The sequence below is a fragment of the Sphingomonas sp. UNC305MFCol5.2 genome, from assembly GCF_000712135.1.
Classification (GTDB): domain Bacteria; phylum Pseudomonadota; class Alphaproteobacteria; order Sphingomonadales; family Sphingomonadaceae; genus Sphingomonas.
The window spans coordinates 87,772-114,128 of record NZ_JOOE01000002.1 but is presented as its reverse complement, the minus strand read 5'-3'; the positions used below and the strand labels follow the sequence as shown (position 1 = coordinate 114,128).

15 protein-coding genes are annotated in these 26,357 nt (G+C 64.0%); 11 read left to right on the top strand and 4 right to left on the bottom strand.

Features of this window, described 5'->3' with window-relative positions; all coding sequences use genetic code 11:
• The first annotated feature begins 26 nt into the window (after positions 1 to 26).
• Positions 27 to 2,702, top strand: a complete 2,676-nt coding sequence (locus BR78_RS0107815; RefSeq protein ID WP_025559935.1) for a glycoside hydrolase family 3 C-terminal domain-containing protein — start codon at positions 27 to 29, stop codon at positions 2,700 to 2,702.
• Here the strand turns inward: BR78_RS0107815 and BR78_RS0107810 are convergent, their stop codons facing one another.
• From BR78_RS0107810 to BR78_RS0107795, 4 genes are all read right to left on the bottom strand, one after another.
• Positions 2,703 to 5,027: a glycoside hydrolase family 95 protein gene (locus BR78_RS0107810; RefSeq protein ID WP_025559934.1), complete on the bottom strand. Its 2,325-nt coding sequence runs from the start codon at positions 5,025 to 5,027 to the stop codon at positions 2,703 to 2,705.
• Positions 5,028 to 5,233: 206 nt separating this feature from the next.
• Entirely contained in the window at positions 5,234 to 6,034 is an 801-nt protein-coding gene (locus BR78_RS0107805) for a transporter (RefSeq protein WP_025559933.1), read from the bottom strand.
• Positions 6,035 to 6,099: 65 nt separating this feature from the next.
• Positions 6,100 to 6,819, bottom strand: coding sequence for a hypothetical protein (locus BR78_RS0107800; protein WP_025559932.1), 720 nt, complete (start codon positions 6,817 to 6,819; stop codon positions 6,100 to 6,102).
• Entirely contained in the window at positions 6,816 to 7,304 is a 489-nt protein-coding gene (locus BR78_RS0107795; RefSeq protein ID WP_025559931.1) for an RNA polymerase sigma factor, read from the bottom strand. Before BR78_RS0107795 ends, BR78_RS0107800 begins: the two co-directional genes overlap by 4 nt.
• 98 nt (positions 7,305 to 7,402) lie before the next feature.
• Between BR78_RS0107795 and BR78_RS0107790 the strand changes: the two genes are divergently transcribed.
• From BR78_RS0107790 to BR78_RS0107740, 10 genes are all read left to right on the top strand, one after another.
• Entirely contained in the window at positions 7,403 to 8,683 is a 1,281-nt protein-coding gene (locus BR78_RS0107790) for a S8 family serine peptidase (protein WP_025559930.1), read from the top strand.
• A gap of 85 nt (positions 8,684 to 8,768) precedes the next feature.
• Positions 8,769 to 9,632, top strand: coding sequence for a hypothetical protein (locus BR78_RS0107785; protein ID WP_051683263.1), 864 nt, complete (start codon positions 8,769 to 8,771; stop codon positions 9,630 to 9,632).
• Between the two features lie 924 nt (positions 9,633 to 10,556).
• Positions 10,557 to 13,871, top strand: a complete 3,315-nt coding sequence (locus BR78_RS0107775; RefSeq protein WP_025559927.1) for a TonB-dependent receptor — start codon at positions 10,557 to 10,559, stop codon at positions 13,869 to 13,871.
• A gap of 117 nt (positions 13,872 to 13,988) precedes the next feature.
• Complete coding sequence (locus BR78_RS0107770) at positions 13,989 to 15,482, top strand: tryptophan halogenase family protein (protein ID WP_025559926.1); 1,494 nt, start codon at positions 13,989 to 13,991, stop codon at positions 15,480 to 15,482.
• Positions 15,483 to 15,553: 71 nt separating this feature from the next.
• Positions 15,554 to 18,529, top strand: a complete 2,976-nt coding sequence (locus tag BR78_RS0107765) for a TIM-barrel domain-containing protein (RefSeq protein WP_025559925.1) — start codon at positions 15,554 to 15,556, stop codon at positions 18,527 to 18,529.
• Entirely contained in the window at positions 18,529 to 19,911 is a 1,383-nt protein-coding gene (locus BR78_RS0107760; RefSeq protein WP_197021328.1) for an alpha-L-fucosidase, read from the top strand. Before BR78_RS0107765 ends, BR78_RS0107760 begins: the two co-directional genes overlap by 1 nt.
• Positions 19,912 to 20,387: 476 nt before the next feature.
• Positions 20,388 to 21,431 (top strand): glycoside hydrolase family 5 protein, encoded by a 1,044-nt coding sequence (locus BR78_RS0107755; RefSeq protein WP_029936080.1) that lies wholly within the window; start codon positions 20,388 to 20,390, stop codon positions 21,429 to 21,431.
• A gap of 52 nt (positions 21,432 to 21,483) precedes the next feature.
• Positions 21,484 to 22,473, top strand: coding sequence for an alpha/beta hydrolase (locus BR78_RS0107750; RefSeq protein WP_029936078.1), 990 nt, complete (start codon positions 21,484 to 21,486; stop codon positions 22,471 to 22,473).
• A gap of 26 nt (positions 22,474 to 22,499) precedes the next feature.
• Positions 22,500 to 23,723 carry a glycoside hydrolase family 27 protein gene (locus tag BR78_RS0107745; RefSeq protein ID WP_029936076.1) on the top strand — a complete coding sequence of 408 codons (1,224 nt, stop codon included), beginning with the start codon at positions 22,500 to 22,502 and terminating at the stop codon, positions 23,721 to 23,723.
• Positions 23,724 to 23,926: 203 nt separating this feature from the next.
• Positions 23,927 to 26,347, top strand: a complete 2,421-nt coding sequence (locus BR78_RS0107740) for a TonB-dependent receptor (protein WP_029936073.1) — start codon at positions 23,927 to 23,929, stop codon at positions 26,345 to 26,347.
• Positions 26,348 to 26,357: the final 10 nt, after the last annotated feature.

Sequence of the window (26,357 nt, the reverse complement as noted above, 5' to 3'; positions counted from 1 at the left end):
CCGTACCCGCACAGGAAAGGCATCCCATGAAGCGATCCTCGGCCATTCTCGCGGCGTCCCTGCTGGCGGGGATGTCCTGCATTCCGCCGGTCGCTGCCCAAGACACCCAAACGGCGAATGCCCAGGCGCGGGCGGATCGGTTGGCAGCCGAGCTCGTCGGCAAATTGTCGCTCGACGAGAAGGTTGACCAGCTGCTGAACACCGCCCCCGCGATCCCGCGGCTCGACGTGCCTGCCTATAATTGGTGGACGGAATCGCTCCACGGCGCGTTGGGATCCTTGCCGACGACCAATTTTCCCGAGCCGATAGGGCTCGCCGCCACCTTCGACGCTCCGCTCGTCAAGCAAGTCGCCGGCGCGATCAGCACCGAAGTGCAGGGCCTTCACGCCCTGGCGCGGCAGACCGGGCGGATGGGCAGGATCGGCACCGGGCTCGACACGTGGTCGCCCAACATCAACATCTTCCGCGATCCGCGCTGGGGCAGGGGCCAGGAGACCTTTGGCGAGGACCCGTTTCTCGCCGCGCGGATGGGGGTTGCATATGTGACCGGCATGCAGGGCCCCGATGCCGCGCTGCCGCGAGTGATCGCCACGCCGAAGCATTTCGCCGTGCATAGCGGGCCGGAATCGACGCGCCACAGTGCGAACGTCTTCGTGTCGCGCCATGATCTCGAGGACACCTATCTGCCGGCTTTCCGCGCGGCCATCGTCGAGGGCAGGGCAGGATCGGTGATGTGCGCCTACAACCGCATCGACGGCCAGCCGGCCTGTGCCAGCGACATGCTGCTCGGCGAGTATCTTAGGGGTGCCTGGGGCTTCACCGGCTACGTTGTCTCCGACTGCGATGCGGTCAAGGACATCAGCGACAACCATCATTATGCGCCGGACAGCGCGACGGCCGTGGCAGCGGCGTTGCGCGCCGGGGTCGACAGCGAATGCCATGGGGCGACGCTCTCCGACACCGCCGGCCTCGGCGAGCGCTATCGCGAGGCGCTGTCCCGCGGTCTGATTACCGAAGCCGATATCGATCGAGCCCTCACACGCCTGTTCGCGGCGCGCTATCGTGTCGGTGACTTGCCCGGAATACGCAAACCCGCTGGCGACGTCGCAGCCGTCGGTGCGCCGGAACATGGTGCAACTGCACTTGCTGCGGCCGAAAAGAGCCTCGTCCTCCTCAAGAACGACGGCATCCTGCCGCTGCGACCCGGACTTCGGATCGCAGTGATCGGCCCGCTGGGGGATGCGACCCGCGTCTTGCGCGGGAACTACTCGTCACCGCTGTCCGGAACCCCAATCTCGGTGCTCGAGGGCCTGCGCCGCACGCTACCCGGCGCCCACGTCGACTATGTGCCGTTCGGCGAAACCTACACCGACGGTGACCCGATCCCCACGACCGCGCTGCGCGCGCCTGACGGTCGCGCAGGGCTGCTGGCACAGTATTACAACATCGTGGGGACGCCGCCGGCGCGTTTCGCTCCGGGAGAGTTCAAGGCCTTTGTCGGCAATGCGCGCTTTGCCGCAGAGCCGGTAGCCTCGCGCGTCGAAGCGAGCGTCAACGGGCGCAGCCTCGATCTCGCTCAGGTGTCCGACCATCACCGGGTCGTATGGACCGGCTTTCTCGTCCCTCCCGAGACCGGCAGCTATCGGCTCGGACTGTCCGGCTTCATGAGCGGCTCGCTGCGCTTCGAGGGGAAGCCCTTCGTCGATCTCAAGGATGCGCCATGGGGCAGCCTTCCCACGATGAAGACGATGCGGCTCGAAAAGGGGCGCCGCTACCCCATCGTCGTCACCGGCGATGCGCACACCGGAACGACCGGGGTGGGCCTCGTCTGGAAACGCATATCGACTGCGCCCGAGCGTGACCTGCAAGCCGCTGCGGCGCAGGCGGACGTGCTTGTCGCGGTGGTGGGTCTGACGTCGGATCTCGAAGCCGAGGAATCGCCGGTAAAGATTCCCGGCTTCGAGGGTGGTGACAAAACTTCGCTCGGCCTGCCGCCCGATCAGCAGGCGCTCCTCGTCCAGGCGAAGGCAACGGGCAAGCCGATCGTCCTCGTCGCAATGAATGGCAGCCCTCTCGATCTCTCCTGGGCAAAGAACAACGTCGCGGCGATCCTCGAGGCCTGGTATCCGGGGCAGGCTGGCGGGCTCGCGATCGGCAACATTCTCTCGGGCCGCACCAATCCATCGGGCCGCCTGCCGCTGACCTTCTATCGGAGCCTCGACGATCTGCCGCCGTTCGGGGATTATTCGATGGCCGGACGCACCTATCGCTACTTCACCGGCACGCCCGTCTACCCCTTCGGCTACGGGCTCAGCTACACGCGGTTCGCTTATGGACCGCTCGCGGTAACGCCCGTCGGCGGCGGCCCTCACAAAGGGCTCCGCGTGACGACCGAGGTGCGCAACGCAGGCGATCGCGCAGGCGACGAAGTGTCGCAGCTCTATCTCGACTTTCCCGACGATCCGGGCGCGCCGAGGATCGCGCTGCGCGGCTTCCAGCGCGTGGCGCTCAAGCCAGGGGAAGCGCGCACGGTTCGCTTCGATCTTTCGCCACGCGATCTCAGTGCGGTTACCATGGAGGGCGTGCGCAAGGTGCTGGCCGGTGACTACCGCGTCAGCGTCGGCTCCGGCCAGCCGAGCACCGGCGTGGCAGGCGAGAGCGCCGGCTTCGCGATTACGAAGGAAGCCACGCTTCCCAAATGATCATCCGGATCCAATGCTCTCCGCTGCGCGCAACCTCGCGCCGGAGAGATGCAGCGGACGTCCCGGCCTGAGCGTCGCGGCGACGCGGCGGGCACCCAGACGAACCTGATAGTCGCCGCCCGTCGCGCTCACCAAAGTCGCACGGGTCAGCCGGTGCGCGCGCCATTCGAGGTCGACGGTGCAGGCACCTCGCGCGCGCAATCCCCGCACCGATCCATCGGGCCAGGCGCGCGGGAGTGCCGGCAGGAGCAATATCTCGTCGTTCCGGCTTTGCAGCAGCATTTCGGCGATGGCGGCCGCACCGCCGAAATTGCCGTCGATCTGGAAGGGCGGGTGCGCGTCGAACATGTTGGGGTAGGTTCGCCCGGGCCCGAGCAGGAAGCGGAGGATCCGGTGCGCGCGCTCGCCGTCGCCGAGCCGGGCCCAGAGATTTGCTCGCCACGCAGTCGCCCAGCCGGTGGATTCATCGCCGCGCAGATCCAGCGAGCGTCGGGCGGCCGCCGCGAGGGCAGGGGTCTCCTCAAGGTTGATCTGGTGCGACGGATAAAGCCCGTAAAGATGCGAGACGTGCCTGTGCTGACGCTCGGGAGCGGCCGCATCCCAGTCTTCCTGCCATTCCTGCAGCTGCCCGAGCGCACCGATCTTGTCGGGTGCGAGTTGCGTGCGTGTCGTCCGGAGCTGCGCCGCGAATTGCGCGTCGATGCCGAGCACCCCGGCCGCGGCGGCGGTTTGTTCGAACAAGTCGCGCAGGATCTGCATGTCCATCGCCGGACCCGCGCATAGCGAGGATCCATGCGGGTGGTGGTTTTCGGGGGACAAGGAAGGATTGGTGACGAGAAACCCCGTCGACGGGTCACGCTGGAGCACATCGACGAAAAACTCGGCGGCGCCGCGCATCAACGGATAGACCGTAGCGAGCCATTTCGCGTCGCGGCCATAATCGTAGCGATTCCACAAATGGGTACACAGCCAGGCGCCGCCGGTGGGCCAGAGACCCCATTGCGCGCCGTCGATCGGCGCGGTCGCGCGCCACAGATCGGTATTGTGATGCGCCACCCATCCGCCTGCGCCGTACATTTCGCGCGCCGTCCGCGCGCCCGTCTCGGCGATTTGGCTTATCATCTCGATCAAAGGCGCCGTGCACTCGGCGAGGCCGGTAATCTCGGCGGGCCAATAGTTCATCTCGGTGTTGATGTTGATCGTGTATTTCGAGCCCCAGGGCGGATTGAGGCTGTCGTTCCAGATTCCCTGCAGATTGGCGGGCTGGCTCTTCGGCCGCGAGGCGCAGATCAGCAGATAGCGGCCATAGTTGAAGTAAAGAGCGGCCAGCGCGGGATCGTGCGCCTGCTCGCTGGTGCGGATGCGGACATCCGTCGGCAGGTCGGCGGCGGGCGTCCGGCCCAGATCGAGCTGCACGTTGCGGTAGAGCCGGCGATGTTCCGACGCGGTGTCGGTCGCGATCGTAGTGAAGCCAGTCGCGGCCGCCGCATCCAGCCGGGCGCGCGTGATCGCGGCGGGATCGGCGTCGACATCGTCGAAGCGCCGAAAGCTCGTCGCGATCGCGATGAGCAGCGTCGCCTCGTCCGCGCCATGCAGAACGATCTTCCCGTCGCGGGCCGCGAACGAACCGCCGCGCGCGATCACGCACACCCGCGCTTCGAAGCGCAGCGCACCGGCAACACCCTCCTTGTCGCCGTTCCGACCCGACAGCACGAGCGTATTGCCGTCGATGGCGAGCGCATGCCGCAGCGGCGATGCGAACCCGATGCCGCAGCTGATCGCGCCCGGCCGGTCCGCCGAAAGCCGGACCGCGATGATCTGCCGGATGGGGCAGGCCAGAACCTCGCGTCGAAAGCGCGTGCCGTCCGCCGTGAAGCGCGTAGTGGCGAGGGCGGCGTCGAGATCGAGCGCGCGTTCGTAGTCGCGCACCTCGGCTCCTTCGAGCCGGGACATTTCGATGAACAGATCGCCGACGGTCTGATAGGGCATTTGCTTCAGCGGCCGAGCCATCAATTTGGCGTCGGCGAGTGCCTGCGCCTCGGCGTAGCGGCCGGCGAAGATCAGGCGGCGCACCTCCGGCAGCGCCGCACGCGCCGCGGGATTCACCGGATCATACGGCCCCCCGGCCCAGAGCGTGTCTTCGTTCAGCTGCAATCGCTCACGCGCCACGCCGCCGAACACCATCGCGCCTGCGCGGCCATTCCCGACCGGTAACGCCTCGACCCATTCCTTGGCTGGCTGGCTGTACCAGAGACGATGCGCGTGCGCTTCCGGTACCGCGCGCATTGCCGATGCTGCGGGAGCCGCGAATCCGGCCGCCGCCACTGCAGAACTCCCCAGCAGAAAACGCCGCGTAATGCCCTCAGAATCTCCATTCTGGTCCCAAGATTCCATCCGCAGCTCTCCTCTGTTTCGTCCCGCCTTAACGCAGATCTGTTAGCGCTACCAGTTTCTACTGGCCAAAGTTGATTTGCAACAGCGAAAGCAGTCTCCCTTTTCTTGAGGGCATTCCAGGTCAGCGGGCACTTCCTTCAGAACAGGCGAACGCCGAGCTGCACGCCTGCCGTGGTATCGGGCGCGCTTTTCGACAGGCCCGCGCCGCCTTGCACCGACAGCGAAAGCCTTGGCGAGATGCCCGTGGTGAGCCGCATCGAGACCAGTTGCTCGTCGGACATCGCCGCACCCGGGTTCTGCGCATAGCCATAGGCGATCTGCCCCGAGACGCCCGAACCAAGCGCCGCGTTCAGCCCCGCTTGCCCTGCCAAGGTATCGCGCAGGCGATAGCCGTCCGGGCTCCCCGGCATCGTGTAGGTGACGTTCGCGAATGGAGTCACTCCGCCCAGCGGTTTCGAGACCTCGGCGCCCACCGAATAATCTGCCTTTCCGGTGCCCAGTCCGGTTTTGGCCGTCGGCAGCTTCACCTGACCATAAGCAGCGAGGTCGACCGCCTTGAGGGGCGCCACCCATGCAGCGCCCAGCCGCAGGTCGCCCACGCCCCGTCGACGCATACGCGTCGCGGGGCGAGTCGGATCGACGATGATCGGGAGGCCGAACAGTCCGCCGCCGCCCGTCACCACGTTCCCGGGCGCATCGACCTGGGTGTAGGGCAGTGAGGCAGACAGGATTACGCGGCCCTTGACCACGCGCGCGCCGGCGATTGCCGAGCGGCTCTCTATCCGCTGCCCGGTGCCATAGTCCCCGGTCTGGTATTCGGCACCGGCGCTCAGCTCCGCCCGGGCATTTCCTGGGCGGGAGACGGGCTCGGCGCGTTGCTGGGCCATCGCCGGAGGGGCGAGGAGCAACAGGCCGACGGCAACCGGAAACACATGCATGGCATTCTCCATTCTCGATACGTGCGTATGAGAACGAGGGCCGTTGCGGATTTAATCCCGCGGCTTCACCGCGACGGCGACCAGTGCGCGGCGATCGCGGATTGTTCGCCCGCGGCGTCGAACGGCGCGCCTACCATCATGTCCTGCGCTTCCGCCATCAGCGCCGCACTCGCCGAGCCGGCCTGACGATATTCGGTAGCGGCGCTCCCGCTCGTTCCACGGAGCGACTGGACCTGCCAGCCGCCCTCGTGCCGGCAGGCGATCGCGGCCTGCTCGCCCGTTTCGAAGGCGCGGCAATATTCGCCGTTTGTACGGCGAAACGTCACCACGATCCGGACGGGGGCGCCCGCCGCCTGCGAGGAGGCGAGCTGGGTGTCGAGCGCCTTTGCGGTCTCGCCACGCGCGACCAGCGCTTCGTCGTGCATCGCGAAGGGACCTTCGGGCTGCGGCAGCCCGCGTCCGATCACGAGCCCCAGCGCGAGCGCCGCCGCCGCCGCGCCACCCGCGGGCAACCAGCGTGGCAAGGCCCGACTACGCTTCGCGCGAACCTCTGCAATGTCGGTGACCTTCCCTGACGCGCGCAGCATCGCGATGAGCGCATCGGATGGCCGCGCAGATGTGATCGGATCGAACGCCGAACGCAGTCGCGCGCGCATCCGGCGATGCCGTGCGATCTCCTCGGCAAGCGCGGCGTCGGCCTCGGCGGCGCGCTCGACTCGCTTCGCCGCGATCGGATCGAGTTCGCCGTCGACATAGGCCATCAGCATTTCGGGATCGATATTCATGCCGCTTCCCCCAGCCGCGCCATCAGCGCCGTGCGTCCGCGCACAAGGCGCGAGGTCAACGTACCCATCGGAATCTCGAGCATCTCGGCGGCTTCCTTGTACGCGAAGCCCTCGACAAGGACGAGCGCGATCGCTTCCCGTTGCTCGTCGGGCAAGGTGGCCATAGCGCGCATCACCTGGCCAAGCTCGACGCTCGCCTCGATCGCGCTATCGCCGCTATCGCCGATGGTTTCGCCTTGCTCGGCAGCGACGAAGGTCTCGCCGCGACGGTTCGCCGCGCGGGCAGTGTCGATCCATAGATTGCGCATGATGCGATACATCCAGCTGTCCAGTCGCGTTCCGGGCTGCCACGAGGCGCGCGCGTTGATCGCCCGCTCGACCGCAGCCTGGCACAAATCGTCCGCATCGGCCGGCGATCGGGCGAGCGCATGCGCGAACCGCCGCAACCGCGGCAGGAGCGCCACCATCTCGTCCTCGAATGCCACTTTCTGCGGATTTCCTCGCTATTGCCGGATGAAACGAGCGGGCTCCCCCGTTTCATCCCTGCATGACACAAATCTTTGCCCGCGTTAGACTCGAAAGGATGAACCGACCTCCCTGGTTGCTCGTCGCGGCGCTGCTCATCGCGCCGGTTCGGGCGAATGCGCAACTTTTGCCGGTGCCGTCCTTGCCCGGGCCTGTCGGCGGCATTGTGCGCGATCTCGGCGCTCCGGTCCTGCGCGATCCGCTGGTGCAGCAGATCGATCGTGCCGCGCGGGGGCTCGCCCGCGATCGGCTTGATCGGCTGGAGGGCGTCGCGCGATTACACCCCGACGCGATCGAACTGGATCGCGACGGCAATCCGGTGCGCGCGCGGGAGATCGTGGTCGAGGATCCCGACGAGGCACTGCTTGCCCGTGCCGGCGTCGCGGGCTTCGCCTTGCTCGAACGCCAGACAATCGAAGGTCTGGAGATCGGCTATGCACGTTTCCGGGTGCCGGCGGGCATGTCGCTGCGCGACGCGCTGAAGCGCATGCGCACGATCGCCGGCGAGCGCGGTGTCTCCACCGATCCGCTGCACTTCGCGAGCGGCAGCGTGATGCCGGCTGCGCGGCCGGGCGGTGCGGCGCCTCTTGCGGCGACCGGAGCGCTGTCGATCGGCATTATCGATGGCGGCGTGGACCAGCGCGCGATCACGGGCCCTCTGGTGCAGCAGGCATTCGCGGCGGGCGGGCCCAGCCCGAATGCGCATGCGACGGCGATCGCTTCGCTGATTCAGGGAGCACCGTCGATCCGCGGCGCGGTACCGCAAGCGCGGCTGCTTGTCGCCGACGTCTATGGCCGCGATCCTGCGGGTGGAAGCGCGACTGCGATCGCGCGGGCGATCGGCTGGATGGTGCAGCAACGCATCCCGGTGGTCGCGGTGAGCCTCGTCGGACCCGCCAATCCGCTGCTCGCGCGGGTCGTCGCGGCGGCGCGGGCGCGCGGTACGGTGATCGTCGCCGCAGTCGGCAATGACGGCCCGGCCGCGCCGCCCGCTTATCCTGCCTCCTATCCCGAAGCGCTCGCGGTGACAGGTGTGGACGGGAGAAACCGCGCGCTGATCGAAGCCGGCCGCGCGCGTCATCTCGATTATGCAGCCCCCGGCGCGGACATGCTGGCCTCGGGGCTCGCCGGGCGAACCGTGGCGGTACGGGGTACTTCGTTCGCAGTGCCCTTCGCCGCCGCGCGGCTCGCGCGCTTCTACGCGGCGCCTGACAGCGGGGCGATTGCCGGTGGATTGCGCGCGCTCGATCGCGAGGCGCGCGATCTCGGCAAAAGCGGGGCCGACTCGCTCTACGGTCGCGGCCTGGTTTGCGGCGATTGCCGGACGCCGAATAAATGAGCGGCCGGCGGGATTAAGCCGGCACCGGCATCCGTTCTCGGGGAGAGCGCGCGATCTGCGCGCCCTGATGCGAAAGGAAAGCCCGATGAAGACGCTCTTTCTCGCGACGGCCGCGGCCCTCGCTTTCTCCGCAGCACCCGCGTCCGCCCAGCTTCTCGGCGGTAGCGGCGGCCTCGGCGGCACGATCGGCGGCGGAGGCTCGCTCGGCGGCCTTGGCGGCACCCTCGGCTCGGCGCCCTCGGGCACGATCGATCGGGTGCGCGAGCCGGTGACGGCCACCACCCGCTCGACGACGCATGCCGACGGCAATGCCCGCGCCAGTTCAAACGTGGATCGGCGCAGCGGCCGCGTCACTGCCGCCGGCGGCGGCGATGCGAACGGGAGCAGCGCGCTCGACGGCGCGGCTGGCGCGCTGGCCCCGTCCGGCAGCGGCGCCGCCTCGGGCTCGGCCGGCGGCAGTGCGAACGCGGACCTGATCGGCACCGATGACGCGCGGAGCTTGACCGGAAGCACCACGAGCGCCGTGCGCGGCGCGGCGGGCACGGCTGGCGAGCTGGCGGGAGGCGCTCGCGATCGTGCGCGGAACGCAATAGGCAGCGTCGGCAGCGCGACGGGCTCGGCCGCCGGCGGCGGAGCGGCTGCCGGCTCGGCGGCCGGAACGGCTGGCAACGGCGCACTCGCGCTGAGCGGCTCCTCCGCAGCCGAGGCGCTCGGCAGCTTCGCGGTCGCGCCCGGCATGGACGTCACCGATCTGAAGGGGCGGACGATCGGCACCGTCCGGAACCTCGTGACCGACGCGCGGGGCCGCGTTCAGGCGGTGCGGATGGAAGTCGGGAAACGGCTTGCTACTGTCCCCGCCGGCAATTTCAGCGGTTCCGGCGACGTGCTGGTCTCCACCGCGTCGAAGGGGGAGATCAAGGACATGGCGGAAGATCAGTCGGCCGACTGATCCGAATGTCGCGACATGCGGGCCGGGCGTCGACGAGAGTCGGCACCCGGCCCGCAAATGTCGGCGGAGGAAATAGCCCAAGTCGACGTCCGAGCGCTGGGGAGGTTCGGGCGTTACGATTGAATTGAAGCGGATTTGTTGCGTTGGTCTTCATTCAGCCGGCGGGCCCTCCGGCGACCACATATGAAAATAGTTTTTGCCTTATAGGAATTTAGGCCCCCGCGTAATCGCGGCCGAAGGCGTCGCCTGGATGGGCATCATGTCGTTGGTAACGGGCATTTTTTTCCGGCGAGGGGGGTGCGCGTGGTCGGCGCCGGCTTGAGTCTCCATCAACAATGACATGTGTCCGCCGAGCCACAGCTCGCGCGAGAATCGCAGTCTTTTGAAGGTAGCGATAAATCTCACTAGGAAATTCACATTTTTGCAGGTAAAAGCCATTTTGCAGGACGAAAAAAGGCCGCGCCGGGCGCACAAGCGCTAGCGCCTTACAAATCGCCTGCGGAGGTTCCGAGGAATCAGTCTGGGGAGGCTGCTGAAATGGTGAGGATGAGCGGGAATACGACGCTAGGCTGCAGACGGAATTTCGCATGCGCGAGCAGCTATATCGCCGCCAACGGGACGTTGGTGCGCGCGGGCAAGCTGCCCGGATTCCGCCACCGAAGTCCTTCAGCGAATATCGGATGTGAGTATCGTCGGCATCTGTCCGTCGGTCGAAGCGTCGGGGGTAAAATCGGCCCATCGAGATAGGTGGGCGAAGGAGGAGAGGGGCATGCTGAGGCCCCGCCTCTCAGAAACACGATGAATCATCAGTGAAGCCGGCAATTCGGCGTCCGCGACTGACAACGATGTCAGGTGCCCCGGGTCGAGCCTGAAGCCTTTGGGACGACCTATCGCCGAGAATTAAAACGATGGGGAGAGATTTATATGCTTGCGAAGAGATTTCTGGTCAGTGTCAGCGGTTGCGCGATCGCCTTGGCGGGAGCGGGTGTCGCGCACCCCGTATATGCGCAAGATGCCAATCAGGAGGTATCGCCGGAAGGTCCGGAACTGGACGAAATCGTCGTGACGGCTCGCCGAAAGGCGCTGGCGGATGCGATTTCCATCAAGAAGAACTCCGACACGATCGTCGACTCTGTGACCGCGGACGAGGCAGGCAAGCTTCCCGACAATTCGATCACCGAAGTTCTTCAGCGCGTGCCGGGCGTGTCGATCTCGCGTTTCGTTTCGGCAAACGGCGGCAATACCGCGTTCCAGATCGAAGGCACGGGCGTTACCGTGCGCGGCCTTCCCTTCAATTCGAGCACGCTCAACGGGCAGCAACTGTTCAGCGCCAACGGCGCGAGCGCCATTAGCTGGAACGAAGTCACGCCCGAGTTGATGGCGGGGGTCGATGTTTACAAGGCGGCGCGCCCCAACATTATCGAAGGGGGTACGTCCTCGATCGATCTTCGCACGCATCTGCCCTTCGATTTCCGCGATACGCAGTTCAACGTTACCGCGGGTGGCAGCTATGGCACCCAGGCGAAAAAGGCTTCGCCCCGCATCTCCGCCTTGTTCTCCACGCGCTTCGATACCGGCATCGGCGAAATTGGTGTGTTGTGGGATTTCGCCTTCAGCCGTCTGCACCAGCAGAGCAGCAATCTGCAGGTTGGTGCCATGTTCGCCCAGTACGCGCCGACCTCCACGCGTGCCGATGGTCTCGCCTTTGTCCCCAGCTCGTTCAACTGGAGCACTAACCAAAGCAAGCGCGACAGATACGGCGCCTATCAGGCCCTTCAATGGTCGCCGGCGTCGAACCTAACGCTGACCAACACCGTGTTCTTCTCCCAATATATCGAGGATAGCCAGGGGAACAGCGGGTCCGTGGGGGCGAACCCATCCGCGGCAGCTGCAGTCATGCCCGTAGTCGGCAAGCCGGTTGACTATGATGCCAATGGCGCATTCCGCAGGGGAAGCCTCACGGTCGGATCCACCGGCAATTCGGTGGAGTTTGGGAACACGACCACCCACACCTCCTGGTTGCCCCCCCAGTACCAGATCGATTGCGGTGCCAGCTATGGCGCTCCCGCGTCGTCGATTCAGTGGGACTGGTCGGCGAACGCTCCCGTTCTGGCGCAATGCGGCCCCGCCGCCACGCTGAACCCCAGCGGCGGGTCGTCGACATCGCACAGCAAGAATTCCACGCTGGATATTTCGCAGAAGTTCGTCTGGACCCCTGGCGACCGGGTGGCGGTGCGTGGCGGTGTGCAATATGTCAGTTCCCGCGCGACCGGGCAGAGCATGTATGTCGGCCTCAATCAGACCAGCCCGCTGGTCAGCTCGATGGACGTCGACCTGACGGGGTCGCTGCCGGTTGTGTCCGGCCTGTCCACCGTCGGCATGCTCGATAAGGGCAAGGCGTACTTGGCCCAGTTCGGCTATCATGAACCCAAAAATAAAGGGACGATGCTGGCCGGCCATCTCGACGTTGAGTTCAGGGTCAGCGACGGTGGATTCCTGCGCAACATCACTGTTGGCGCCCGTGCCGCCAAGCGCACCGAAAACGACAATTTCGTGGGGACGTATTGGGCGCCGCTGGGTCAGTCGTGGCTGTCGAATCCCTGGGGGCCCCATCTTGGTGACCCGACTTATGGACCGGGGAACATTCAATATCTCAATAATCCAAACGTCCGTCAGTCGGATTATCAAGTTTCCAGCTTCTCGAATTTCTTCGGCGGAAAGACGGCTGTTCCGGCACAGCTTTTCGTCCCCAGCCAATCGCTCATGCAGAGCTATGACTGGTACCATTTGCTCAAGACGTATAACGGTCAGATCCCCAACGGTACCGCGGATCAGTATTGGACGGCGAATATCGATCAGGGCCTGAACAAGACCGAAAGCCGCATCGTCAACCATGCTGCCTATGTTCAGGCCACGTTCGCGCATGATGGTATCGGATTCATTCCGGCGTTCTCGGGCAATATCGGCGTTCGCGTATTCCACGATTCCCTGCGGGCGAACGGCCTGCTGCAAACACCCGACAGCTCGAACCTTGCGCTGAGCGAAGCGGACTCTACGGCATATTTCAACGCGCAGCAGGGTGTGCCGGGTTCGTCGCCGGTGTTCCCGACGCTCTATGGGTTTACCAGAGCTTATTCGATGCAGACCCGTAGCTATGAGTACACGCGCGTTCTTCCCTCGTTCAACATCAAGTTCGACGTATCCGACAAATTCAAGATTCGCGGCGCGGCATCGCTGTCGTCTGCTCCGCCCAATCTCAATGACATTCGCGCGGGCGGTTCTATCAGCGCCAGAACACTTCCCAACCCTACCAATTCGCTGGCACCTTCGATTCTCACGGGTTTTGTCTCCAACGGCGGGGGCGCAAATCTGAAGCCGACCATGATCACCAGCGAAGACCTGACGTTCGAATATTATCCGTCGTCGTCCAGCTTCTTCTACGTCGATCTGTTCGCCAAGCAGATCAAGGATCACCCGCTGTTCTATTCGTTCATCGCCCAGAATCTTCCCGTTCCGGCGATGGCGTACGACAATGGGCAGAGCACGGTTGGGACGCCGACATCCCTGGATCTTCCGTGGCTCTATCTGCAGAACAAGTCGGCGACGGAGAGAGCCTATATCAAGGGATTTGAGATCGGTGGTCGCAAGTTCTTCGACCACCTGCCGGGAGTGCTCAGCGGGTTGGGCATCGAAGCCAACCTGACCTACATCGACAGCAGCAACCCTTCCCAGCAGGCCAACAGTGTGTTGAGTCCGCCCACGGCCAACGGAGGGCTCAATCCGGACGGCACGGTGCCGCAGACCTACCCTGACCTCCCCTACGCCGGACTGTCGAAATGGGCTTACAACGTCCAGTTGCTGTACAGCCGTGGCAAGGTCAATTTCCGCCTGGCGTACAACTGGCGCGACAAGGCGTTGCTGTCGACCAATGTCAATCCGCTGTCGTACGCGACGAGCGGTGGCAATCCCTACACGCTCAACACCAGCCCGACCAACTTTGACTCGGATCATTCCCGTCCCGTGTACAACATGGTTCCGGCCTACATGGCGGCGGCCGGTTACCTGGATATGGGCTTCGACTACAAGTTGAGTGAACAGCTTTCCGTCTCGTTCAATGCGAACAACATTCTCGATACGGTTTCGAAAACCCTTCAGGAGCCCGTGCCTGGCGTGTTCCAGCCGTACGACCATAACGTCAGCGATCGGCGCTACGAACTCACCATGCGGGTGCGTTTCTGACGGTCTGAACCGGGGGGAGGGCGCTTCATCGAGAAGTGCCCTTCCCCTTTTCGAATATTGGTTAAACCATTGCGGCCGTGTTGACCCGGCACGGGTCTGTCCATCGAAGGCATGTTTATGAATGACGGCCCTCAACAGAATATTGTCATTCTGGGTGGTGGTGCGGCGGGATGGATAGCTGCTGCGCTGCTGGCCAAGAAGGTTGATAGCCAACAAGCGCGCGTCACTTTGGTTGAATCAGAGGAAATCGGCATCATCGGCGTCGGGGAGGCGACGATTCCGATATTGGCGCAGTGCAACGCCTTGCTCGGTATCGATGAATTCGACTTTGTTCGCAGCACCCAGGGCACGTTCAAGCTGGGCATTGAATTCTGCGATTGGGGAACTGCCGGAAACCGGCATTTCCACGCATTCAGTGACTATGGTCACCCGGTTGAAGGGGTGTCGACCCACCATTATTGGCTGAGAATGCGACAATCAGGCGATAATCATCCGATTGATGATTATTCGTTTGCCTATGCCGTGGCGAAAAACAACAACTTCGCCCCGAGCGACCCGCGGAATTCACGCTATCACCATGCCTATCATTTTGACGCGGCATTATACGCCCGCTACCTGCGTGACGTCGCAACCGAACTGGGCGTGCAGCGTGTCGAAGGCAAGATGACGCACTGCGATCTGGATGGCGAGTCAGGCAATATTACCGCAATCCATCTTGCCAATGGCCATAGGGTTCCCGGCGACTTCTTCCTGGATTGCACCGGTTTTGCATCCGAGTTGCTGGGAAAGGCGTTGGACACGCCTTTTGTCGACTGGTCGCACTGGTTGCTCTGCAACAGCGCCATCGCGGTGCCATCGAAACGCGCTGGCGCGCCCACGCCGTTTACGCGATCCACCGCGCACGCCGGGGGCTGGCGCTGGACGATCCCGCTGCAACACCGCGCCGGCAATGGCATGGTCTATAATTCCGATTTATGGAGCGACGACGCGGCGCGCGACGCCTTGCTGGGCAGTATCGAAGGGGAGCCGCTCGCCGAGCCGCGGTTGTTCCGCTTTACGTCCGGGCATCGCAAGCAGTTCTGGAACCGCAATTGTGTTGGGATCGGTTTTGCCTCCAGCTTTCTCGAGCCCCTGGAATCAACTGGAATACAGTTGATCGTCATGGGGGTTCTTAAGCTGCTGCAATACTTCCCCCAACAGAACATCGATCCCGTTCTGCGGGACGAATATAACCGGCTATCCACGAAAGAAATCGAACGCATCCGCGACTTCATAATTGCGCACTATTATCTGTCGCGTCGTCCCGAGCCATTGTGGTCGGCGTGCCGCGAAATGGAGATACCCGACAGCCTTCGGCACAAGCTTGATGTCTGGAACGCGAGCGGGCAAATCGCGCTGGGCGATTCCGAATCCTATATGGAGCCGAGTTGGCTCGCCATCCTGTTGGGCAACGGTGCCGTTCCAGCGCGCTACAACATATCGGCTGATCTCTATCCGCTGGAGCAGATTCGCACGGGTATGGAATTGCGCCGCGAAGAAATCATGCGTTCGGCGCTGGCGGTCACTTCGCATCAGGATTTCATAGACCGACACTGCAAGGCTCCCCAATAGGCCCCGCTTACCACGACCTCCGGATGAGTAGATCGCAAAATACTGATCGCCGTGGAACAGGGAGAGACGACGTGAACATCGAAGGGACAGCAGAGTGCTGGAAGGCGCCCTCGCTGGTGATCGGCCGGCGAACGCTGCTTGGCGGCGTTGCCGCTCTTGCCACGGCCCCGGTATTCGCGGGCGTGGCGGAGCCTGTTTCGTCACTTCCCACCGGTCTCGATGCGAACGGCCATTTCCAAGCTGTTGCACTGCCGCAGAACGACTTCGCATTTACGCAACTGCGCGAAGGGGTGCAGTTTCGGGCCAACGGCGTTTCGAAGAACCTAATCTTCTATGCACCCGACACGGTACGCGTGAATGCGACGCTGGGTGAGAATTACTGGACGGCTGCCGGCCTTGTCGTCACCGGCCGGCCGCAGGCGGTGCCCTTTTCGATCAGCGAGACGCCCACGACGCTCGCGATCGTCAGCCAGAAACTGCGGATCGAGGTCGACAAGACCAGCGGCGCGCTTCGCTTCTTCGATGGCCAGGGGCGGCTTTACACGAGCGAGCAAGCCCATGCTCCACAGACGCTCAAGAAAGTCCTGATCTCGACCGCGCCGACCTATGAAGCGCAGAACACGCTGACGCTTCATCCCGGAGAGGCGATCTACGGTTTCGGTTTCACCGCTGACGACAGCAGCAACCGCCGCGGTAAGGATCTGCTGCTCGTACAGACCAATGTCGGGATCATTATTCCCGTGATGATGTCGTCCCGCCGGTATGGCATCCTGTGGGACACTTATTCGCAGATGCGGTTCAGGGACGGCCCCGACGGCGCGTCCTTGTGGGCCGAGAGTGCGCCCGGCGGCGTCGATTATTACTTCATGGCAGGCGAAACGCCCGACGATGTCGTCCGCGCCTATCGTGCACTCACCGGCCAGGCGCCCATGTACCCGAAACAGGCGTTCGGCCTGTTCATGAGCAAGGAGCGCTACCAGACACAGGAGCGCTTGCTCGAGGTCGCGCGAACCTTCCGCGAGGAGCGCTTCCCGCTCGATTACATCGTACAAGACTGGCAATATTGGGGCAGCGACAAGGACGGCAGCTGGAGCGGGATGACCTGGGACCCGGTCCGTTATCCCGATCCGGTCGGCATGATCCGGCAAGTCCACGGCCTCAACATGAAGCTGATGGTTTCCATCTGGCCGTCGATCGGCAACGACACCGCCCTTGCGCGCGAGCTGGACGCGCATGGCCTGCGCTTCCAGCCGCTGCACTGGATCTCAAAAAAGGCCCGCGTCTACGACGCGTACAGTCCGCTCGGGCGCCGCATCTACTTCAAGCACATCAAGTCGGGGCTGCTCGACAAGGGTGTCGATGCGCTGTGGATGGACGGCACCGAGATCGAAGTCAGCAGTGCCATGTGGAACGCTGCCGACAATATCCGCGATACGAAAGCGCTCGGGGCGAACGCGCTGGGCGACTTCACGCGCTATCTCAATCCCTATTCGCTGATGACGACGCTGGGTACCTATCAGGGGCAGCGCGCGACGAGCGACAAGCGCGTCTTCACCCTGACCCGCTCTGCCTGGGCCGGAGCGCAACGCACGGCGGCAGCGTCCTGGAGCGGCGATGTTTTCGCGAGCTGGAAGACCCTCCAGCAGCAGGTTTCCGGCGGCGTCAATGTGACCGTCACCGGCAATCCCTATTGGACGCACGACACGGGCGGCTTCTTCGTTTCGGCTTTCCCGGGGGGTGAGAAGAATCCCGCGTGGCGCGAATTGTTCGCGCGCTGGCTCCAATATTCCGCGTTCAGCCCCATCATGCGGATCCACGGCACCGACGTCGAGCGCGAGCCCTACATCTTCAAGAGCCTCGACCCGCAGGTCTACGCTTCGCTGCTGAACAGCGTTCACCTCCGTTACCGGCTGCTTCCCTATATCTATGGGCTGAGCTGGAAGGTCACCTCAGACGGCTACACCTTGATGCGGCCGCTGATGATGGATTTCCCGGACGATCGCGCGACCGACGCGATCGACGACAGCTTCATGTTCGGGCCGGCCTTCCTCGTCCATCCCGTTACGCGGGCAATGTACCATGTCGAACCGCCGCCGCCGCAAACTGTGCCGTCCCAGTTCCTGCGCACCGCCGATGGCCAGGCAGGACTGGCGGCCCAATATTATGAAGGGACCGGCTTCGAGACGGCAAAGGGGCAAGTGCTCGACGCGAAAATCGATCACACATGGCCGGATCCACCGCTCGCCGACATTCCGGGCGGCCTTGCCAGCCTCAACAATTTCTCGGTCCGGTGGCAGGGTTTCCTCATCGCGCCCGAGGATGGCGAATATGAACTGGGGCTCAGCGGCGACGATGGCTTCCGGCTGATCGTCGACGGTCAAAAGCGCATCGACGACTGGGCGAATGGCGCAGAGCGGTACCGGTCCACGATCCAGCGCTTCCGCCAAGGGCAGCAAGTGCCGATCACGATCGAGTTTTTCCAGGGCACCGGCAACCGCAGTCTTCGCTTTGCGTGGCGACGGCCAAAAGAGCGCGCGGCACTCAAGGCGACGGACCCGGCGATCGACCTCAATATGGAAACCTACCTTCCTGCGGGTTCGGAATGGTTCGATTTCTGGACCAACGAACGCTTCCAGGGCGGTCAACGCGTATCGCGTCAGGCGCCGCTCGACCTGCTGCCGCTCTATGTCCGGGCCGGATCGATCGTGCCGATGGGCCCGATCGTCCAATTCGCCACCGAGGCCCCCGATGCGCCTTATGAGATCCGCATCTATCCCGGCGCGGATGCCCGTTTCACGATCTACGAAGACGACAACGAAACCTATGCCTACGAGAAGGGGCAGCGCGCCACTTACGAGCTGGCCTGGAATGACAAGGCCGGGACCTTGCGCATCGGGGGCCGCCGAGGTTCCTTCCCCGGCATGGTGCGGCGTCGCCAATTGAACCTCGCTTTGATGCGCGCCGGCAATGCAACCGGCGCGGCGCCGGCGACGGCTACAAGGTCGGTTGTCTATAACGGACGGCCGCTCACGATTTCCCTAACCTGATGAAGTGGATGACGATCATGTTTTGCGCCGGTGCCCGCGCGACGCGAGAATGCATGGCCCTGATCCGGCGCCTCCTTGCGCTATGCGCCGCGGCCGCGTTCCTGCTCCCCGGCGTGGCCGGCGCCCAGACGACCGACGAGCAACGGTCCGCGGCGAAGGAGGCGAACGCCGATCCGACGCTCGCTCCGGACCTGCTGCTGCCCGACCGGGACATGGCCTGGTGGCGCGACGCCAAGTTCGGGATCTTCGTGCATTGGGGGCTCTACGCCATTCCCGCGAAGGGCGAATGGCACATGTTCAACGACAAGGTGCCGACCGAGGAGTATGCGAAGCTGGCGGCGCAGTTCAATCCGCAGCATTATGACCCGGATGCCTGGGCCAGGCTGGCGCGGGAAGGGGGTGCCCGCTACATGGTGATGACGGCCCGGCACCACGACGGTTTTTCGCTTTTCGACAGTCCCTCCAGCTACCGTCGCTACGACTCGGTCCATTCGGCCGCCCACCGCGATCTGATCGCTCCCTTCGTCGCTGCCGTTCGCCGCAATGGCCTGCGGGTCGGTCTCTATTATTCCCCCCTGGACTGGCGTTTTCCAGGCTATTTCCGCCCCCGTGAGCTCCCGGATAATGCCCGGCTCCTGAAGCAGCAGACCTATGGCCAGGTCGAGGAATTGATGCGCGGCTACGGGAAGATCGACATCCTCTGGTGGGATGGCGGCTGGCTGGCCCACCAGGGAACCGACGCGGACGCGGCGTGGTTCTGGGAGCCCGACAAACTCAACCGCATGGTCCGACACTATCAGCCGAAGATCGTGATCAACCCACGATCCGGCTGGCAGGGCGATTTCGATACGGCCGAGGGAGCGGCGCCGATCACCGGGCCGATCCGCGCGCGGCCTTGGGAAAAGACCTTTTCGATCAATCGGTCCGCCTGGGGATATACGCGCGACGACAACACGATGCGCGCGGACGAAGTCATCGTGTTGCTGGCCAACGCAGTCGTGCGGAACGGCAACGTTCTTGCCAACGTAAGTCCGGATCCCGACGGCGTGGTGCCCGCGAAACAGGCGGAAACGCTGCGGGGCGTAGGGGCCTGGCTCCGTCGGTACGGCAAGGCGATCTATGGAACTCGACCGGGGCCCTTGCAGCCGGTGGACGGAGTCTATGGCACCACGCAGTCGGGGCGCAGCATTTTCGTTCACGTCCTGAGCTGGCCGTCGGCAGAGCTGCGCATACCTTTGAGCGGCGCCGTCCTCGATGTGCGGAATCTGTCCGGTGCCCGGGTCGAATGGAGGCGCGAAGCCGGAGGATTGATGCTCGCCGTCCCGACAGAATCCCGCGGGAGCCCGGTGACGATATTGGAGATCAGGCGCGCCGCGCACTGAAGCGCAGCGGGAAACCGAAGTCGACGGGACCCGGAGAATTTCGGTTCAGGCGACGGTTTGACCGCCGCGCGCGGCGCCCCTCGCATTCACTTCACTAACGCTCGCAAATCTTTTCAAAAACGACATATACTTTCACATACGAAAAAACTGTTGCGCCTCTGAAATTTGCCGGGTACAGACAACGTTGTCCTATGATCGAGGGCGCCGTGCTCCGAGGATGTGCGGCGTTTAGAATAAGATGAGGGATAGGGAGAGCGCGCGTGAAAGTTGCGAGACGTCAAATTCTTGCTTCGACGATTGCATTGGTCGCCGCGGGCTGTTCCGGAGGTGCGGCCGATCCGACACCAGCGTCGGCGCCGCCTTCCCCGACGCCCACTCCGTCACCGACGCCCACCCCCTCACCGACGCCTACGCCGAGTCCGGCCAGCCTGTATCCAAGCTACAACACCAGCCCGACCCCGGCCGATCCGATGGGCATGACCAGCACTGCGGTCGATATCGCCGCGCGCATAAGGCTCGGTATCAATATCGGCAACACGCTAGAGGCGGTCGGCGGTGAGACCATCTGGGGCAACCCGATGATCACCCAGGCCCTGGTCGACAAGTACAAGGCGCTCGGCTTCGATGCGATCCGGCTGCCTTGCTCCTGGGATTTCTATTCGAACGCCACGACCGCGAAGATCGACGCGACCTGGCTCGATCGCGTCAAGCAGGTGGTGCAATATTGCATCAACGCGAACATGCTCGTCCTCCTCAATATCCATTGGGACGGCGGCTGGCTCGAGAGGAATGTCACGGTCGACAAGAAGGATGCCGTCGCCGCGAAGCAGAAGGCGTTCTGGGAGCAGATCGCCACGCATCTGCGCGATTTCGACGAACGCCTGATGTTCGCCAGTGCGAACGAGCCGAGTTGCGACACCGCGGCGCAGATGGACGTCCTGTTCACCTATCACCAGACTTTCATCGACGCTGTCCGCTCGACCGGCGGCAGGAACGCGTACCGCACGCTGGTGCTGCAATTGCCCAACACGAACACGGATCTGGCAAAAACGCTCTGGACGAAGACGCCGACCGACACGGTGGCCAACCGCCTGATGGTCGAGCCGCACTTCTACAGCCCTCCCAATTTCTGTATCCTCACCGAGGACGCGAGCTGGGGGAAAATGTTCTATTATTGGGGCAAGGACTATCACTCGACGATCGAGCCGGACCGCAACGCCACCTGGGGCGAGGAGGAGACGGTCGATCAGCACATGGCGCTGGCAAACAGCCTGTTCGTGAGCAAGGGCATCCCGGTGTTGCTCGGCGAATATGGCGCGCCGAGACGCTCCACTCCGCTTGATATGACCATGCATCTGGCGTCGCGCGCGCATTGGATGAAATATGTGACCCAAAAGGCCCTGGCGAACGGCATCATGCCGTTCCTCTGGGACACGGGCGACCTCATCAATCGCCAAACCTATGCGGTCAAGGACCAGCAGGGCCTGGACGCCTTGCTCGAGGGCGCCGGCAAGAAGTGAGAGGACATCGCCGGGAGCCCGTTTCAGACGGGACGCAAAAGGAGACCCTTCCGTGAGCCTTTCACGACGCGATCTTGTAAAATCTCCTTTGGTCCTGGCGAGCGCCTCGGCGATTGGCTTGGGATCGGCGGCCAAGGTGGGGGCGCGGCCTGGTTCGACGGGACCGGGCGAGACCATCGAGCTGTGGCCGCATCCCCCGGCGGGCGCCCTGCATCCGGGCATGGCGGAGATTGTCGAACAGTCTTCATCGGACCCGGCCTATAGCAGCCGGCGCACGAAGGGGATTTCGAGGCCGCGTATGATCGCTTTCCCGGCCGCCCAGCCCAATGGCTCGGCCATGCTGATCATTCCGGGCGGCGGCTTCGCCTGGAACTATTTCGAGCACGAAGGCTATTACATCGCGGACATCCTGAACCGCGCCGGCATCACCTGTTTCGTGCTGATCTACCGCCTGGCCCAGGACGGGTGGAGCGATCCGGCAAGCGTCGGTCCCGCCGACGCACAGCGCGCCATGCGCGTCATCCGCGCCCAGGCTCCTCGCTTCCAACTCGATCCGGCGCGAGTGGGCGTCCTGGGCTTCAGCGCCGGCGGCTTCCTGACGGCGACGCTCGCCACGCGGCATTCGGCGCCGTTCTCCACACCGAGCGACGCTACGGACAAGCTCAGCGCCCGGCCTCTGCTGGCGGCGCCGATCTATCCAGTGCAAAGCGCCGATCCCGCTTATGCTTATGGTGGGGTGGCGCCGTCGCTGTTCGGCGGACAGCCGACAGCAGCGCAGATCCGCGAGTGGTCGCCCGATCTCAATGTCACTGCGGCGGCGGCGCCGACGTTCCTTGTGCATGCCGAAGACGATGGCACGGTGCCCGTGGCCAATACGGTGCGGCTGCGTGACGCCATGGTCGCGGCCAGGATCACCGTCGAGACGCACCTGTTTGCTCATGGCGGCCACGGCTTCGGCGTGAGTCCCCGACCGGGCAGCCCCGACGGCCTGTGGTTGCCGCTCTTCCTCAACTTCGCGCGCGAGCAAAAGCTGTTCGGCTAGCGGCCGGGTTTATTTAGGGAACACCCATGATCGGAAAAACAGCCTTCGGCACACTGGCCGCGGCGCTTCTCCTCAATGCCGCCGTTGCGGCCTTCGCGCAGGAGGTGGATCCCAATACGCTCGCGTCATCGAACAATCCGAAGCGCGTTGCCAACGGCCTCGCCCCGACTCCGCCGATGGGATGGAACAGCTGGAACAAGTTTGCGTGCAATGTGAACGAGAAGATTATCCGCGGCACGGCGAATGCGATGGCCTCCAATGGGATGAAGGAAGCCGGTTATCGATATATCGTGATCGACGATTGCTGGCACGGGCAGCGGGATGAGAACGGATTCATAACCGCCGACTCTGTCAAATTTCCTTCGGGGATCAAGGCGCTGGCGGACTATATTCATTCAAGGGGGCTGAAGTTCGGCATCTATTCCGATGCCGGACGCAAGACCTGCGGCGATCGGCCGGGCAGCCAGGGCCATGAATATCAGGACGCGCTGACCTACGCTCGCTGGGGCGTTGATTATCTTAAATATGATTGGTGCAACACAGGTACGCGCAATGCGGAGGAGGCGTACGCGCTCATGGCCGACGCGCTGCGCGCAACCGGCCGCGATATCGTGTTCTCACTTTGCGAATGGGGCAATAGCCAGCCTTGGTTATGGGGGCAGAAGATCGGTAACCTGTGGCGGACCACAGGGGACATCACCGACAAATGGGAAGGAAAATACGGCTACAGCTGGGGGATGCTCAACATCCTCGATATGAACGAGCCGCTCTGGCCGTTTGCCGGACCAGGTCACTGGAACGATCCCGACATGCTGGAAGTCGGCAATGGCGGGATGACCGACGCGCAATATCGCGCGCACTTTTCGCTCTGGGCCATCATGGCAGCGCCGCTCATTGCCGGTAACGACGTCGCCAATATGGATGCAGCCACCAGGGAAATCCTCCTCAATCGCGACGTCATCGCCGTGAATCAAGACGTGCTCGGCGTTCAGGGCCGGCGCGTCAGCCGCGACGGCAACCGTGAGGTTTGGGTGAAGCCGCTATCCGGCGGCGCACGCGCGGTGTTGCTGTTCAACCGGGGCGAGCATCCAGAGACGATTTCCGTGGACTGGGAGGCGCTTGGCTACCCCATGACGCTGAAGGCGAGCATCCGCGACCTTTGGAGGCACAAGGACCTGAAGCCAGTCGCGGGGCACTACTCCGCCACGGTTTCCGGCCACGGGGCCGTGATGCTGAAGATACAGCCCTGAGCCGCGACGAGAGTAAAGCCACAGCTAATGCTGTCACCGGCGCGTCGGCGCGTCAGCACCGAGCGATAGGAGCCCGGCACGCCTGATGCTCAAGCTCGTTTCGAGGTCGAATTAGGTACATGGCATAACTGTTATTGACATGAACTAATTCTGATGGGAACCTTGCAACGGGACGGATAGATCCCGACCAAGGGGATGGATGCATGGCTGGTTTCGGCGGACGGGCGCGCGCGCGCCTGGCTTGTGGCATCGCGGCGTTGGCGGCGCCGGTGAGCGGAATCCTTCCGATTGCCGCATGGGCGCAAACCGGCACGGCCGCTCAAGAGGTCGCCAGTACCGAAGATGGTCAGGCCAGCAGCACCGGCGACGATATCGTCGTCACTGCGCGGCGGCGCGAGGAGAGCCTGCAGGATACGCCGGTCGCCATCACTGCGCTGAGCGCCGAAATGCTCGAGGAGCGGCAGATCGTGCAGACGCAGGATCTCGAACGCATCACGCCGAGCCTGCAATTCAAGCCGGCCGGCCAGCTGTCGGGCAACAGCGCGTCCTCGGTGGTGTTCATCCGCGGCGTTGGCCAGGTCGATCCGACCGCGGCAGTCGATCCCGGCGTCGGCATCTATCTCGACGAAGTCTATCTCGGGCGCGCCGTGGGCGGGGCGATCGATTTCGGCGACATCGCCGGCGTCGAGGTTCTGCGCGGCCCGCAGGGAACCTTGTTCGGGCGCAACACCATCGGCGGCGCGATCCTGGTACGCACGCGTCAGCCCGAACTGGGCAGCTGGAACGGTCGTGCGCGTGTACGCGTCGGCAGCGACGACCTTGTCGAAGGCTTCGCGGCGCTGAACATCCCGCTGGGCGACACGGCGGCCGCGCGTGTGTCGGGCGGGTTTCGCAAGCGCGACGGCTATGTCATCCGCGAATATGACGGCCTCGATCTGGGCAACGACAACAGCTATTCGATCAACGGCGCGATCAAATGGGAGCCGTCGACCGACTTCGACCTGTTCGTCCGCGGCGATTACAGCAAGCGTGACGAGCATGGCGCGCCTTTCGTGTTCGCCGGCATCAACGAGCAGGCCCCAGTCGCGGCGATCGCGAGCGTCGGCGCCGGATGCCCAGGCGCGACGATTCCCTTCGCGCCGATCGCCCCCGGCAATCCGCGCTTCGGGCCGCCCAACGTGCCGATGATCAACGATCCGCGCTGCGCGAACGATCTCCAGATCCGCGGACCCTTCGTCAACGGCGGCACCGCGCCGGTGATGAGCCGATCCGAAATCTGGGGGCTTGCCGCGACGGCGAACATCCGGCTGACCGACGTCGCGGCGGTGAAGCTCATCTCGGCCTATCGCAACACCAGTTCGCGCGGCATCCGCGATGCCGACAATACGCCGTTGACGCTGATCACCACCGATGTCGGCGCGCAATCCGAACAGATCAGCCAGGAAGTCCAGCTCCAGCTCGATTGGGGCAGCGTGAGCGCGATTGTCGGCGGATATTATTTCAACGAAGTCACCGACGAGCGTGCGACCGTACCGCTGGCATTCCCGCCATCGCCACCGGTGATCGCCTCGATCCTCGCGGGCCGCGGCGGCTCGCGCGATCTCCAGATCTCCCGGCTCAAGACCGACTCGGTCGCTGCGTTCGGCGAAGTGAGCCTGAAACCGGCCGAGGGGCTCGAGGTGACCGGCGGGCTGCGCTACACGACCGATCGCAAGACCTTCCGGGGTACCGTCCTCAATCTCTTCCCAGCGAGCTTGCCCGATCCCGACCCGCTGCCGACGCTGGCGATCCCGCAAGGCGGGCCCTTGTTCATCTACAACCGTCCGTTCACGCGCAGCTTTTCCGCGCTCACCGGCTCGGCCAGCGTCCAGTATCGCTGGAGCGAGGCGATCAGCACCTATGCCTCCTATGCGCGCAGCTTCAAGTCGGGCGGGTTCAACACGCGCTATAACGCCCCGCCGCCGGGCAATCTGCCGGTGCCTTTCGACGAGGAAAGCGTCACCAGCTACGAGATCGGCGCGAAGACCAATATCGGCCGGCTGCGGCTCAATCTCGCGGCATTTCAAGCCAATTACGACGATATCCAGCTGATTTTCCGGCAAGGCGTGGTGCCGCTGCTGTTCAACGCCGGCAAGGCGCGCATCCGGGGACTCGAGGCGGAAGCGAATTACCGCGCGCCCTGGGGCCTGATCGTCAATGCCAGTGCCAGCAAGCTGGACGACGAGATCCAGAGCATCACGCCGGTGCCCGGAGCGACCGCGACCGTCGCGCCCGGCGACGATCTGCCGCTGACGCCCGATTTTCAGGCCAATTTCGGAATTGGATGGGAATTCGATCTCGGCGGCAATGCGGTGCTGACGCCCCGTTTCGACGGCAGCTATCAATCGAAGGTCGCGTTCATCACGGGAAGCATCCCGCTGATCGAGGAAGACGGCTATTTCGTCGGCAACGCGTCGCTGTCGCTGAAATTCTCGCAGCGCTACGAGCTGACCGGCGGGGTCACCAATTTGTTCGACGAGCGCTATCTGATCCAGGGAAATGCCTCGCTTGCGACGCTCGGCTATGCGGAGCGTATCTACGCGCGGCCGCGGACCTGGTACGTGCAGCTCTCCGCAAGCTTCTGAACTAGCGAAA

Bases quoted from the DNA above. Each gene is read 5' to 3' on its own strand.
- BR78_RS0107815 (WP_025559935.1), top strand. From the start codon at position 27: ATGAAGCGATCCTCGGCCATTCTCGCGGCGTCCCTGCTGGCGGGGATG.
- BR78_RS0107805 (WP_025559933.1), bottom strand. From the start codon at position 6,034: ATGCATGTGTTTCCGGTTGCCGTCGGCCTGTTGCTCCTCGCCCCTCCG.
- BR78_RS0107800 (WP_025559932.1), bottom strand. From the start codon at position 6,819: ATGAATATCGATCCCGAAATGCTGATGGCCTATGTCGACGGCGAACTC.
- BR78_RS0107790 (WP_025559930.1), top strand. From the start codon at position 7,403: ATGAACCGACCTCCCTGGTTGCTCGTCGCGGCGCTGCTCATCGCGCCG.
- BR78_RS0107785 (WP_051683263.1), top strand. From the start codon at position 8,769: ATGAAGACGCTCTTTCTCGCGACGGCCGCGGCCCTCGCTTTCTCCGCA.
- BR78_RS0107775 (WP_025559927.1), top strand. From the start codon at position 10,557: ATGCTTGCGAAGAGATTTCTGGTCAGTGTCAGCGGTTGCGCGATCGCC.
- BR78_RS0107770 (WP_025559926.1), top strand. From the start codon at position 13,989: ATGAATGACGGCCCTCAACAGAATATTGTCATTCTGGGTGGTGGTGCG.
- BR78_RS0107760 (WP_197021328.1), top strand. From the start codon at position 18,529: ATGAAGTGGATGACGATCATGTTTTGCGCCGGTGCCCGCGCGACGCGA.
- BR78_RS0107755 (WP_029936080.1), top strand. From the start codon at position 20,388: ATGACCAGCACTGCGGTCGATATCGCCGCGCGCATAAGGCTCGGTATC.
- BR78_RS0107745 (WP_029936076.1), top strand. From the start codon at position 22,500: ATGATCGGAAAAACAGCCTTCGGCACACTGGCCGCGGCGCTTCTCCTC.
- BR78_RS0107740 (WP_029936073.1), top strand. From the start codon at position 23,927: ATGGCTGGTTTCGGCGGACGGGCGCGCGCGCGCCTGGCTTGTGGCATC.